Origin of the sequence: Sphaerotilus mobilis (genome assembly GCF_004216565.1) — a bacterium.
Lineage (GTDB): Bacteria > Pseudomonadota > Gammaproteobacteria > Burkholderiales > Burkholderiaceae_C > Sphaerotilus > Sphaerotilus mobilis.
Map to the genome: position 1 here is coordinate 836,291 of NZ_SGWV01000008.1, position 13,662 is coordinate 849,952.

Here is a 13,662-nt window from a genome sequence, read left to right on the forward strand (position 1 = left end):
GGGACGTCTCCCGCCGAAGAGGGATGCGCGGCTCAGGGCGCGATCTGTTCGGCGTAGTCGTAGAGCGCGCCGAGGATGTCCTGGCCACGCTCGTCGTCGTCGGCCAGCGACTCGCCCAGGGTGTCGATGCGTTCGTGGAACTGTTCGATGGTCAGCACGCCGCCCGCGCCTTCGATCAGACGGGTCTGGCGCAGGGCCTGCCAGCGGGCCTCGTCGTCGCCGTCCAGCGTGGCCGGGAAGTTGCGCGCACGCCAGCGGAAGACCAGTTCGTCAAGCCGCTCGTCCTGAAAGGCCGGGCGCTTACCGGCGAGCTGGTCCGGGCTCAGGAGCCGCAGCCGTTCCAGCGTGCGGCGGTCGTCGTTGGATAGAAAGCCACCATAGAGGTCTTCGTCGACGTCGGTGACCTGGCCGGCCTGCGCGGCGGGTCGGGCGTAGACGTCCGGCCAGATGCCGGCCATGGTCACACCCTGCTTCGCGGCGATCTCGGCATGGATCAAGCATCGCGCCACATCGATGCCCCAGCGCTGCGCCATGTCCGGGCTCAGGACCTTGAGGTTGCCGATCACCACGGGCGACTTGTTGAGGTGGATGGTCTTGAGCGGCAGCCGGGTGACGCCCTCGGGCAAGTCGTCGGCCTTGGTGTAGAGGCGCAGGCGGATGGTCGCTGCGTCGAGCGTGAACAGCTCGCTCGGGTCGTGCGAGAGGTCCCAGACGATCAGCTCGTTCTTGTTGGTTGGGTGTGGCGCCAGCGGCCAGACGATGGCGATGCCACCACGCTCGGTGCCGTACATGCCACTGATGTGCAGGAAGGGCCGTCCGATGCCGATCTCCTGCAGCACCGCGTCCTTCTTGCGCAGCTTCAGGCAGAAGTCCCACAGCCGGGGCTGGGCCGAACGCACCAGCCGGGCCAGTGCCAGCGTGGCGCGCACGTCGGACAAGGCATCGTGCGCCGCCTCGTGGCTCAGGCCGTTGGCGGCGGTCAGGTGTTCGAGCTTGAACGACGGCCGACCGGCCATGGGCCCTTCCCGGTGGGTCGGCCAGGTGATGCCGTCGGGCCGCAGGGCGTGGCAGCAGCGCAGCACGTCGAGCAGGTCCCAGCGCCCGCACTGGTCCTTGTATTCGCGGGCATAGGGCTCGATCAGGTTACGCCAGAACAGGAAGCGCGTGACCTCGTCGTCGAAGCGGATGCTGTTGTAGCCCACGCCGATGGTGCCGGGCCGGGCGAGCTGGGCCTCGATGGCACGGGCGAAGTCGTGCTCGGGCACGCCTTGGGCCAGGCAGTGCTGCGGCAGGATGCCGGTCAGCAGACAGGCTTCGGGATCGGGCAGGTAGTCCGGCGCGGGCTGGCAATGCAGCATCACCGGCTCGTCGACCTCGTGCAGGTCAAGGTCGGTGCGGATGCCGGCGAACTGGGCCGGACGGTCACGGCGCGGGGACTTGCCGAAGGTCTCGTAGTCGTGCCAGAAGAAGGTCGGGGCGACGTCGGCTGCGGTGCGGTTCATGGGCGCGCATCTTGCCCGATGGGCCGGCCAGGCGCCCCGCCCGTGAGGGGGATGCGCAGGACCGGCGGGACGCCCTTCGGCGACGGATCAGCGCCAGTAGACCTGCCCGCTGCAGGTCACGATGGTGACGTCGTAGGCGTAGGTGATGGTGACGTTCGGGTCGCTGACGCTGCGGTCCTCGCGGCGCAGGCCGCAGCCGACTTCGACGTTGCGCAGCGGCAGGTAGCGCACGCTCAGGTCCCAGGCCACGGTGCGGTCCGAGGCCGAGGTGCTGGAAGCCGTGGTGCTGGTGACCAGCGCGTTGTCCAGCGTGCGACGGCTCAGGGATGCGCCACCACCCAGCAGGATCTTGCCCGTCAGCTCCCAGCTCGCACGCATGGCCAGGCTGGTGCGCAGGCGGGTGTCGCTGGTGTCGAAGGAGAACAGCGTGCTGTCGAAGGCGGTGTTGCCGATGTTGCTGTCGCGGGTCAGCGAGGTCTCGAAGGACAGCTTCGGGCTGGGCTTCCAGGTCCAGCCGGTGCTGCCGGTCCAGGCGGAGTAGGTGCGGGCCTGCTGGGCGCTGTGGGTCTCGCGCGTGCGGCTGATGCGGGCGTTGACGGTGCTGGCCCCGCTCAGCTCGATGGTGCTGCTGAGGTCCAGGTCATTGCGGCGCACGTCGTCACCGGCGCCGGCATTGAAGTTCGGGTAGTCGGCGCGGGTGTGACGGGCTCCCAGGCGGACCTGCAGGCCGCTGCCCGGGCGCATGGTCACGCCGCCGTTGCCGGTCAGCTGGCGGACATTGCGCGACGTCAGGTTGTCGTAGCTGACCCGCGTGCCGGTCAGGCCGGCATCGAAGGTGTAGCGGGTCGGGCCGCCCAGGCGCACACCGGCGCCAAGCACGTCGGTCTTGACCAGGTTGCGGCCGGCGAAGGTGCTGGTGGTCGTGACATCGGCGCGGTCCAGCGCCTGACGGGTCTCGACCAGCACATTGCCCGACAGCAGGTCGGCGCTGCTCCAGTCCAGCCGGCCATTCAACAGGTAGTCGTTGTGGTCGTACTGGCCGTGGCTGTTGTAGCGGTTGTGGTTGGCGTCGAAGCGGCCCTGCAGGCGCTGACGGCCGATCGGCTGGTCCAGGCCCAGGCGCACACCGGTGGAGATGTAGGTGTCGCTCAGCACCGGCTGGCCGGACACGCCGGCCTTGGCGCGGTCGAGGTTGCTGTCGTGTGTCACACCCAGCGAGGCGCCCAGGTAATAGGGCGAGGCCTGTGCCAGCACAGGCGTCGCGGGCAGGACCAGCAAGACGCCGGCCGCGCCCATGGCGGCCGCACGGGCCAGAACGTTCATCGGGAACAGGTGACGCAACGGGCTCATGCAGGGCTCTCCAGACGGGGATCGGTCTTGTCGCCGGTTCGCGTCATCCATCCTCGCCTTGCCACCACGTGGCGGTCGCGACCCACACGACTTGCACACGCATTTGCAAACGGAAACGTTCTCACCGGCTCTGGCCGCATTCTCCGCGCGACAGCCTCAGACCGACGGCATGTCCTCCCCCCGCGCGTGAAGGTTGTCGCGCCCCGCAGTTGCAGGTATTCACGCTCCGACAAGGCGCGAAGCGCGCAGCCGTGTCAGGCCGCTCGGACTCAGGCGGCGCAGGTCCTGTTCTTGCCGGTGCGCTTGGCCTCGTAGAGCGCCTCGTCGGCACGCTGCAGCGCGGCTTCGAGCGACTCGCCGCGCCGGAACAGCGTCACGCCGGCCGAGAAGGTCACGAAGGTCTGCTTGTTCTCGTGCATGAACAGCTCGGCCGACATCAGGCGCTGGACCCGCGTCAGCACGGTCTGCGCTTCGGCCACTTCGGTGGCGGGCAGCAGCACGACAAATTCCTCGCCGCCGTAGCGCGCCAGGGTGTCGGTCGGGCGCAGCATCTCGCCGACCCGGCGGGCCAGGAACTTCAGCGCCTCGTCACCGGTTTGGTGACCCAGCGTGTCGTTGAGGCGCTTGAAGTTGTCGATGTCGAGCAGGCCCACCGCCAGCACGATGCCGTCGCGGTCGATGCGGGACTGTTCGACCTCGAACTGGCGCAGCAAGCCGCGCCGGTTGGCGATCTGGGTGAGCTGGTCGGTGCCGACTTCCTGCGAGAGCTGGCGCAGCTCGTCCTCGAGCTGGCGCACGCGTTCGGCCATCTCGGCAGCGCGGGCATGTTCGTCGTGCAGGCGCTGGGTGGTCTGGCTGACGACCTGGTGCACGGTGCGGGTCTCGTCGACCATCTCGCGCACGATGCCGGCCAGGCTTTCGAGCGACTCAGCCTGTCCGATCACGCTGGCATAGCGGCCCACGTTGTCGTTGAAGCGGCCGGTCTGCACGCCCAGCTCGCCGATGTCCTGCAGCATGCGGTGGATCATTTCCTTGAGCGCATCGCGGGCCTGGCGGCGCTCCAGCCGCAGCTGGGTCTGGCGCGCCCGGGTGCCCGCCAGCAACTGGCTGACGGCGCTGACGCCACGGCTGCTCAGGCCCATGCCGATGTGTTCGCGCATGGCCAGACACTGGCCCTCGACCCAGGAATCGTCCTCGGCCAGGTCGCCCAGGCCGTCGGTCAGCTCGCGCACCAGGCCGCCGATCTGGTCGACCAGGTGATGCCGGTGCTGCAGCACCAGGCGGACCTCGTCGCAGGCCAGGTGCAGGGCATCGACCAGCTGCGCGTCGGCACGGACCTCGGCGCGCAGCGCGCCGGCCACCTCTGCCAGCCGGCCACCCACCTCGCCGGCCCGCGGTTCGCCCGGCGGCAGGGCCGATTGCAGCGTCGCCTCCAGCAGCTGCACGGCGCGCGGCCAGTGCGTATGGGACTCGCTCGCTGCATCGGCCTCGGACGGCGTGGCTTGCAGCACCATCGCATGCAGCCGCGCGCCCTCGGTCACGGTGGCGGAGTTGGGCAGCATCTCCAGCGGCACCGGCTCGGTCGGACGGTCCAGGGCTGGGGCCACGACCGGGGCAGTGACCGCGGCAGTGACCGCGGCAGTCAGTGGAGCCACAGCCGCAGCGTCGCCCTCGTCGACCCCCTCGCCGGCCTCGCCATCCCAGCTCGCCAGCAGGTTGCCCAGCCGCTGCTGCAGCCGGAAGGGGTCGCTGCGGCTGGACTCCAGCACGTGGGCCAGGCTGTCGCGCCGCCGGCCGATCGGCCAGCCCTTGCTGGCCCGGCCGACGCCGCGCACGCTGCGGTCGATCAGGCCGGCCCAGCTGCGGGCCTGCTCATCGGGGGCGGGCACATCGGCCTCGACCAGCCGGCCGGCCTCTTCCCAGCGGCCGGCGACCAGCGCCTTGACCAGCGCGTCACGGCCGTCGCCCGCCGGCAGCAGGCGCTTGACGATGGCCTGGATGGCCGGGCCGGATTCGGCGGCCGGCGCCTCGGCCTCGATCGGCCCGCCCTCCTCGCGCCAGGCGCGGGCGTAGTTGCCCGGCGTGGGCTCGCGCTTGGACAGCGCCAGACGCCGCAAGGCGGCCTTGGCCAGCTGGGCAGGTTCGTTCACATCCCTGGAGGTCGTCGTCTGCTGCATCGCTCACCTGACAGTTGTGGGCTGCCCACCAGGTCGCCGATGCCAGGCCTTGCTCAGAGCCGCTGCTGGCGGACCCAGTTGACCACTTCATCGGCCGGCATCGGCAGGGCATACAGAAAGCCCTGCATGGTGTGACAGCCCAGGCGCAACAACACATCGCGCTGTGCTTCGTTTTCGACCCCCTCGGCGACCAACTTGAGGCCCAGGCCACCGGCGAGCGCGACGATGGCCGTGACAACTGCGGAATTTCCACCGGATTGGTCCAGCCGATGCACAAAGGAGCGGTCGATCTTGAGCTCGCTGATCGGCAACTGGGTCAGGTAGCTCAGCGACGAGTAGCCGGTGCCGAAGTCATCGATCGACAGCCCGACGCCGTGCTGGTTGAGGCGGTGCAGCATCGGCGTGACCTCGTCGATGCCCTTCATCAGACCGGTCTCGGTGATCTCCAGCACCAGCGAGCTGAGCGGCACGTCATGCGCCGCCGCCGCGCTGTGGATCAGGTCCAGCACGTCGCCGCGCTCGAAGCTGCGGCTGGGCAGGTTGACGGCCACGGTGAGCGCCAGGCCGTCGTGGTCGCGCCAGCGGCGGATCTGGCGCGCCGCCTCGCGCAGCGCCCAGTCGCTCATCGGCACGATCAGGCCGGTTTCCTCGGCCAGCGGGATGAACTCGGCCGGCGGCACCAGCACACCGGCGCGTTGCCAACGCATCAGGGCCTCCACGCCGATCACGCGGATGACGACGCTGCGGCCCTCGGCGTCGCGGCCAACTTCCACCTTGGGCTGGTAGTGCAGCACCAGCTCGCCACGCTCCAGCGCCTTGTGCAGGGCGCTTTCGAGTTCGAGCTTCTCGCGGTTGCGTCCGCCCATCTGGGCCTGGTAGACGGCCATGGCGTTGCGTCCGCTGCCCTTGACCGAATACATCGCCAGGTCGGCATGGCGCATCAGGTCGACCACGCTGATGCCGTCACGCGGGAACATCGCCAGCCCCACGCTGCCGGTGACGAAGTACTCGCGTCCGCCCAGCAGCACCGGCTGGCGCAGGGCGTCCAGCACCTTCTGACCGACCGCCAGTGCGGCCGCCTCGTGGGGCACCTCGGGCAGCAGCACGACGAACTCGTCGCCACCGTGCCGGCCGACCGTCTCCAGGCCGAGGTGGGAGCGCTGCATGCCCGCATCCACGTCGGTGTCGCTGAGCTTGTCGTGGTAGTCGACGCAGCGACGCAGGCGGCGCGACATCGCCACCAGCAGCTCGTCGCCACTGCCGTGGCCGAGCGTGTCGTTGATGTTCTTGAAACGGTCCAGGTCGATCAGCAGCAGGGCGCTGTCATGGCCTTGCCGGCGGGCATGTTCGAGCATGCGTTCAGCCCGCAGGATCAGCTGGCGGCGGTTGGGCATGCCGGTCAGCGGATCGAAGTTGGCGAGGTGACGGATCCGGTCCTCGATCATGCGGCGGTCGGTCACGTCCTGGACCACGCCGGTGTAGCCCACCAGATTGCCCTGCTCGTCGAACTCGGGCTCGGCCTCGATGTGAACCACCCGCTGGCGATGGTCGGGCATGACGATGCGCACGTCGGTGTCGATCACGGTGCTGTGGCGCACCACCTCGCGCAGCAGGGCGCAGAAGCCGGCGCGTTCCTCGCCGACCAGGGCTCGCAGCAGCTGGCCCAGGCTCAGCGTTTCTTGAGGGCCGCGGCCGAACACGCGCAGGGCCTCGGCCTCCAGCACCAGACCGGTGGCGTTGCCATGCCACTCGAAGCTGCCCATGCGAGCGAGGTCCTGGGCGCGCGCCAGCTTGGCCCGGCTGCGCAACAGTTCCAGATGGATGCGCGAGGTGCGCAGCAGGTAGCGCAAGCGCCCGGCCAGCAGGCTCCATTGCGTGCTCTTGACGAAGAAGTCGGTCGCGCCGGCCTCGTAGGCACGTTCGATCGAGGCGTCGTCGTCCAAGCCGGTCAACATCAGCACCGGCATCAGCTCGAACCCGGGCAGGCCGCGCAGCTCGATGCAGGTGTCGAAGCCGTCGCGGCCGGGCATCAGCGCGTCCAGCACGATCAGGTCCGGCGTCCAGTCGCCCAGCAGCCGCAAGGCCCGGTCACCGTGGTTGGCCTCGGTGACCGCGAAGCCGCGTTCCCGCAACGCCGCTGCGGTCAGCATCAGGCTGACCTCGTCGTCGTCGACCAGCAGGATGCGCGGCTGACGGACCTCAGCAATGGCAGACGACGAGAAATGGTTGTTGAAGAACATGTGCGTTCAGCTCATCGCAGCCGGGCTCGGCTCCAGATAGGGGATCAGGCCCTGCTGGACCCGCAACATCTCCAGCTGCAGCTGGTTCAGGCGGGTGCCGATCTGGCCAAGGTCAGCGCCTTGGCGCAGCTGCAACTCGCAGTCGACGCACATCTGCGCCAGCACCAGGGCACCCACGCTGTGCGACGAGGACTTGAGGGTGTGCAAGACCTGCCGCACCTGCGCGAGGTCGTGCGCCGTCTGGCCTTCGGCCAGTTGCGTGAGCATCCGGCCGATCGACTGGTCGAAGGCCTTGAGCACCCGCTCGACCAGCCGGTTCTGGCCACCCGGATCAAGCTCGCGCAAGCGCGACAGGGCCTGCGGATCGAGCGTGGACGCCACGCCGCGCGGGCCGCCCTCGCCAGCGGCGGCGATCGGGGCGAACACGCTGTCGCGGCGATCGGCGGGCACGAGGTCGGTGCCGCCATCGGGTCGGGTGCGCACGAAGCGCGGCTCGCCCACCCACGGGGCCTTCTTGCCGACCACCGAGGCCGGCAGCAAGGCCTCGAAGCCGACCGCGTCCAGGGAGGTGTCGACCTCGGTGGTCTGGCCGACCAGCGCCGGCAGCAGCCGTTGCAAGGTCGCCAGCAACTGGGCCTGCCGGTAAGGCTTGGGCAGGTAGGCATCGAAGCCGAGGTAGAGGAACCGCTCCTCGTCGCCATCCAGCGCATTGGCCGTCACGGCCACCACCGGCACGTCGGCCGGCGTCAGCAGCGCAAAGCGTGGCGTGCGGCCGCGCCGGATCCAGGTCAGCGCCTCGATGCCGTCCATGCCCGGCATCTGGATGTCCATCAGCACGATGTCGACCGACTGGTCGCACAGCGAGCGCAGCCCGTCCAGCGCATTGGCCGCCACGCGCACGCCGCAGCCCAGCCGGGTCAGCATCTGCGCCATGACCTCCTGGTTGACGGGGTTGTCCTCGACCACGAGGACCTGCGCGCCCAGCGGTGCCGAACTCACCTCGCCGACGCCGCTCTGGCTCACGCCCAGCAGCGCCTGGCGCAGCTCGGCCTTGCGCACCGGCTTGTGCACAAAGCGGTCGAAGCCGGCCACCTGTGCCACCTTGACGTCGTCGGGCGCACTGGCCGACGACAGCATGATCAGCTTCATGCGCGGGGCGAGGCCCTGCTCGCGCAAGGCCCGCGCGAAGCCGATGCCATCGAGCACCGGCATGCGCCAGTCGACCAGCGCCACGTCGAAGCCCGGCGCATCGGCCGGCAGGTCGCGCAACAGGGCCAGCGCGTGCTCGCCGTCGTCGCTGGTCACCACCGTCATGCCCCAGGCGCCCAGCAGGTTCTCCAGCACCGTGCGGTTGGTGGCGCTGTCGTCGACCACCAGCACACGCAGCTGCGGCAGGGCGGCCAGATCGCCGGCCTGGTGTTCGCTGGCACTGCCGGCCTCGACCGCCAGCGTGAAGCGGAACTCCGAGCCCACGCCGGCCTGGCTGGTGACGTCGATGCGCCCGCCCATCAGCTCGACCAGCTGGCGCGAGATCGCCAGCCCCAGGCCCGTGCCGCCATAGCGCCGCGCCATGCCGCCGTGGGCCTGCGTGAAGGCCTGGAAGAGCTTGGGCTGCAGCGCCGGCTCGATGCCGATGCCCGTGTCGCGGACCCGGAACTCCAGCATCAGCGGCGCCTCGCCCGGACCGCCGGCCCTGGCCTTGACGTCGACCGTGACCTCGCCGTGTTCGGTGAACTTGATCGCGTTGGCCACCAGATTGGTCAGCACCTGACGCAGCCGCAGCGGGTCGGCCACGATGCTGGTGGGGGTCGGACCGGTCTCGCGCAGGCTCAGCTCCAGGCCCTTCTCGTGGGCCCTGGGCGCCAGCAGGTCCAGCGTGTCCTCGATCAAGGTGCGCAGGTGGAAGTCGGTCGGCGCCAGTTCCAGCCGACCGGCCTCGATCTTCGAGAAGTCGAGCACGTCGTTGATGATCTCCAGCAGGTTCTCGCCCGAGCGGTAGACCGCCTGCGCGAAGCGCCGCTGGCGCTCGTCCAGTGGCGTGCCCAGCAGCAGCTCGGTCATGCCCAGGATGCCGTTCATCGGCGTGCGGATCTCGTGGCTCATGCTGGCCATGAACTGGCTCTTGGCCTGGCTGGCGGCCTCGGCCACGTCGCGTGCCGACTGCAGCTGCAGGGCCCGCTCGCGCTCGTTGGAGACGTCATCGAGCAGGCCGTAGACACGGGCCTCGCCGGCTGGCAGTGCGCGGGTGCGGGTGCGCTGGCGCAACCAGCGCAGCCCGCGTGTCGGATGCTGGATGCGCAAGGTCACGTCGGTGGCTTCGAGCGCTTCCTCGTGTTCACGCTGGCGGTCCAGCAGCGGGGCGTCCTCGGGCAGGACCAGCGCACGCAGGATGTCCGGATGGTCGCGCCGGTCGGCCGGGTTCAGGCCCAGCATCTCGTAGATGCGCGGCCCGATGTAATACCAGGCATCGCGTGTCGGGTTGCTGATGAACACGCCCTCGTCGATGGTCTCGACCAGCTCGCGGTAGCGCGTCTCGGACTCGCGCAGGCGCTGTTCGTCGCGCCGTTGTCGGGTCACGTCGCGCAGTTGCGAGATGACCAGCCGGCGCGGCCCGTGGCGGCCACGCACGGCGACGTGGCGGGCCCGGATCAGGCGCTGGCCGTCGGCGGTCTCCCAGACGAACTCATGTTCGACCGCGCTGGGCCGCTTCATCACCTCGCGCAGTTGCGGCAGCATCAGCGCGCTCAGGCCGCGCCCCATCGCCTCACCCAGCGTCGGTCGGCCCGAGGCCGGCGAGATGCCGAACTCCAGCTGCGCATGGCGGTTGAAGGACAGCAGCTCCATCGTCGCCACATCGACCACCAGCAGGCTGATCGGCAGGTTCTCGGTCAGGGCGCCGAGCAGCTCGCGCTGTTCGTCGACATCGGATTCACGCGCCTTGCGGGCCGAGACGTCGCTGCACTGGCAGACCCGCTGCAGGCGGCCCGTGCTTTCGTCGAGCACCTGGACCACGTCGATCTCCAGCCAGTAGCCCTGCCCCGGCGTGGCCGATTCGGGCCCGAGCCGGGCCGAGAGTTCATGGCGGAAGCTGCCCTGCGCGCCAAAGCGCTGCTGCAGCTGCAGGGCCTCGTCGCCGGGCGCGAGCTCGCGTGTCAGCACCGCCCACAGCGGCTGGCCGAGCACGCTGTCCACGCCATGGCCGGTGACCTCGGCAAAGCCGGGGTGGACCCACTCGACCACGCCCAGCGCATCGGTGATCACGGTGGCCCGGCCGGCCCGTACCGCCAGCGTGGCGACCTGGGCCAGCTGGGCGTCGCGCTGGCGTGCCAGCGTGTGTTCGCGCTCCCGCGTGGCGATGGCCGACAGCTGCAGGCCGACCAGGCCCAGCAGGCTGCGGCGCGTGGCATCGAGCGGCACGGCGTCATGGAACTCGATCGCCGCCAACGTAGGCACCGGCGTGTCGCCGGACCCTTGGGCGCCCATCGGCAAGGTCAGCTCGGCCGCCCCGGCGATCCAGCCCGGCACCGGCAGCACCAGCACCTGTCGCACGCCGTCGGCGCGCCAGCCCCAGCTGCGGCTCAGGTCGGCCGGCTCGGCCGCGCCTTGCTCGACCGCACCGCCGCGCAAGGCCCGGCCCAGCGGCCCGCCATCGGCGCCGATCACGCTGAGCTGGTCCAGGTCGATCACGTCGTCGCGCAGGTCCGGTGTGGCCCAGGGCTGGACCACGATCGACGACGGCTGCCACTGCAGCACCTGCAGCACGCCGATGCCTTGCGCGCCCAGCGCGCGGGCCAGACGCGGCACGGCGATCGCCAGCGCATCGATCAGCCGATCGCTGCCCGCGATGGCCTGACCCAGCCGCAGCAGCAGATCGGCATCGAGGCTGTCGAGCGTCTCCTCGACCCGACGGATCAATCGCACGCGAGTTCCTCCCGCAGCGCCCTGCCGCTGCGCACCCGGCTGTTCAAGACCATCATCCCGTATCAACCCGCCAACTTCCCTGCTTCCTCACGAACGACCGCCCCGCCACCGTGGCCGGCATCGACGGCCTCGTCCTGCCGCGCACGTCTCGCGGCCTGCACCCGAGCATAGGCGCAGGGCCGCGCCCCGACACGGCCGAGAACCGCCCAAACGCGCAAATTCCACATCCGCGGCCACGGCTGATTCGGTCGACCCGCAGGGGCCATCCGCGTCCGCCGGTCGCTCCCTACAATTGTCCCGACACCAAGAGCGACACCGCGCAAGACGGTCACAACCGGCCGTCACGAAGGGACTTCGAGTTTGAGCGCCACGAACCGATCTGGTAGCGCCTGGCGCACCGCACTGGCCGGCATGCTGGGCCTGCTGCTGATCACCCTCGCCGCCGTGCTGATCGGCCTGGCTGTCGGCCCGTCCTGGCCCGTCGCCGCGCTCAGCGCGCTGGCCGGTGTGATCGCCCTGGCCGTGGCCGTGAGGTCCTGGAACGGGTTACAGGGCGATACGTTTGTCGCCCCGCGGTTGCCGGTCCAAACCACACCTGGACCCACCCCCGGCCACCCCCCCGGCCCCACCCCCGGCACCACCCCTGCCTCGCCCACGGTCGCGGCGTTGACAGCCACGTCATCGGCCCCTCATGAACGCCAGCTGCTGCGGCGTCTGCCCGGACGGTCGCTGCTGCTGCAGCGGGTGGTCGACGGACCGCTCACCGACTGGCTGGTGCTGGCCATGCACGACGAAGGCAGCCCAGGCTCATCGACCGAGCCAGCCGCGCCTCGGCCCGAGCTGCTCAGCCACTGGCTGGCACGCCACCCGGAGGTCCGGCCTGCCGATGTGGTCGCCACCCTTCAGGGCGCCGATGACGAGAGCCTGGCGATGGACACGGCCTGGTCGGCCCTGCCGCTGGGCATCGACCGCCACGTGCTGTGGCTGCGGCCGACACCCCCGAGCGCGCCGGCGGCCAGCGTGGGGGTCGACGACACGAACCCGTCGACGCAGGACCGCGACCGCGAGTCGCTGGTCTACACCGTCACGCATGACCTGAAGGCGCCGATCCGCGTCATCGAGGGCTTCACCCGCATCGTGCGCGAGGACTACGGCCACCTGCTCGACCGCATCGGCAACGACCACCTCGACCGCGTGCTCGGTGCCGTCGACCGCATGAAGGGCATGATCGAGGCGCTGCTGGCCCTGTCACGGCTGAGCAGCGCGCCGCTGGTGCGTGCGCCGGTCGATCTGTCGGCGATGGCCGCGACCATCTTCGAGGAACTGCGGGCCCAGGACCCGCAGCGCGAGGTTCGCCTCGACATCGGCGCCGGTCTGGTCGCCCAGGGCGACGCCAACCTGCTGCGCACCGTGCTCGACAACCTGCTGGGCAATGCCTGGAAGTACAGCGGCAAGCGTGCGGTGGCGAGCATCGAGTTCGGCAGCACCCGGCTGAAGGCCTTGCGGCCCGAACTGAGCGATGCACAGGACCGGCCGGTCTACTACGTGCGCGACAACGGCGCCGGCTTCGACCTGCGTTTCGCCGAACGCCTGTTCAAGCCCTTCCAGCGCCTGCACAGCGCCAGCGAGTTCGCCGGCAGTGGCGTTGGCCTCGCCTCGGTGCGCCGCATCGTGCTGCGCCACGGCGGCGAGATCTGGGCCCAGGCTGCGGTCGATCAGGGGGCGTGTTTCTTCTTCACCCTGAACTGAGCCGGCGGCCGGCTGGCTACGCGTTCAAAGATCGCCCGGTGCGGCCAGCTGCTCGAGCGCCTGCACCATCGCCTTCGCGCTCGCCTCGATCGCCCGCCCTTCCCGCTCGGCCAGCTTGCGCAGGCGCTGCAGCGCGGCGTCGGGACTGAGCGAGTAGCGGTGCATCAGGATGCCCACGGCCATGGGCACATGCTGTTCAAGCGGGTTGAGCGGCGCGACCGGTGCAGGCGCGGCGGCCGGTGACGGCGCCACCAGCCCGGCCCGCTCTCGCGCCTGGGCAAAGGCGGCCTCGACGGCGGGCACGATCTGCGCCACGTCCAGCGGCTTGACCAGATAGGCCAGCGCGCCGAGTGCCTTGATCTGGTTGACGGTCGCCTCGTCGGAGAAGGCCGACAGGAACATGAAGGGGATGCGCAGGTGCTCGCGCAGGTAGGCGGCGACGTCGAAGCCGCTCATGCCGTCCATGCGGATGTCGAGCAAGGCGAGATCGGGCTTGTGCTGACGCGCCAGCAAGATGGCGTCGTCGCCGTTGTCGGCATCGACGACGTCGAAGCCGGCCTGCGCCAGACCATGCACCAGCGTGGCCAGGACCAGCCGGTCGTCGTCGACGACCAGGATGCGGCCCTTGGCGGGCGGGTGGGCGCTGGGCGCTGCGAGGGTCTCGGTCGATGTCACGGTGGCCTTGATGGGCAAAGGGCGTGGGCGCTGGGCGGGCGGCCGCCG

General features: G+C 70.2%; 7 protein-coding genes. 1 reads left to right on the forward strand and 6 read right to left on the reverse strand.

What is annotated here, in order from left to right; translation table 11 throughout:
* Positions 1–32: 32 nt before the first annotated feature.
* From sbcB to EV685_RS09030, 5 genes are all read right to left on the reverse strand, one after another.
* Positions 33–1,502, reverse strand: a complete 1,470-nt coding sequence (gene sbcB, locus EV685_RS09010; RefSeq protein WP_130481639.1) for an exodeoxyribonuclease I — start codon at positions 1,500–1,502, stop codon at positions 33–35.
* 87 nt (positions 1,503–1,589) lie between these two features.
* Entirely contained in the window at positions 1,590–2,852 is a 1,263-nt protein-coding gene (locus tag EV685_RS09015) for a porin family protein (RefSeq protein WP_130481640.1), read from the reverse strand.
* A 269-nt stretch (positions 2,853–3,121) separates the two neighbouring features.
* Positions 3,122–5,002 carry a GGDEF domain-containing protein gene (locus EV685_RS09020; protein WP_242615493.1) on the reverse strand — a complete coding sequence of 627 codons (1,881 nt, stop codon included), beginning with the start codon at positions 5,000–5,002 and terminating at the stop codon, positions 3,122–3,124.
* 80 nt (positions 5,003–5,082) lie between these two features.
* Positions 5,083–7,269, reverse strand: coding sequence for a putative bifunctional diguanylate cyclase/phosphodiesterase (locus tag EV685_RS09025; RefSeq protein WP_130481642.1), 2,187 nt, complete (start codon positions 7,267–7,269; stop codon positions 5,083–5,085).
* Between the two features lie 6 nt (positions 7,270–7,275).
* Positions 7,276–11,190, reverse strand: a complete 3,915-nt coding sequence (locus EV685_RS09030; protein WP_130481643.1) for a response regulator — start codon at positions 11,188–11,190, stop codon at positions 7,276–7,278.
* A 360-nt stretch (positions 11,191–11,550) separates the two neighbouring features.
* Between EV685_RS09030 and EV685_RS09035 the strand changes: the two genes are divergently transcribed.
* A complete protein-coding gene (locus tag EV685_RS09035; protein WP_130481644.1) occupies positions 11,551–12,939 on the forward strand; it encodes a sensor histidine kinase in 1,389 nt (462 codons plus the stop codon).
* A gap of 24 nt (positions 12,940–12,963) precedes the next feature.
* Here the strand turns inward: EV685_RS09035 and EV685_RS09040 are convergent, their stop codons facing one another.
* Entirely contained in the window at positions 12,964–13,632 is a 669-nt protein-coding gene (locus EV685_RS09040) for an ANTAR domain-containing response regulator (RefSeq protein WP_242615494.1), read from the reverse strand.
* Positions 13,633–13,662 lie beyond the last annotated feature (30 nt).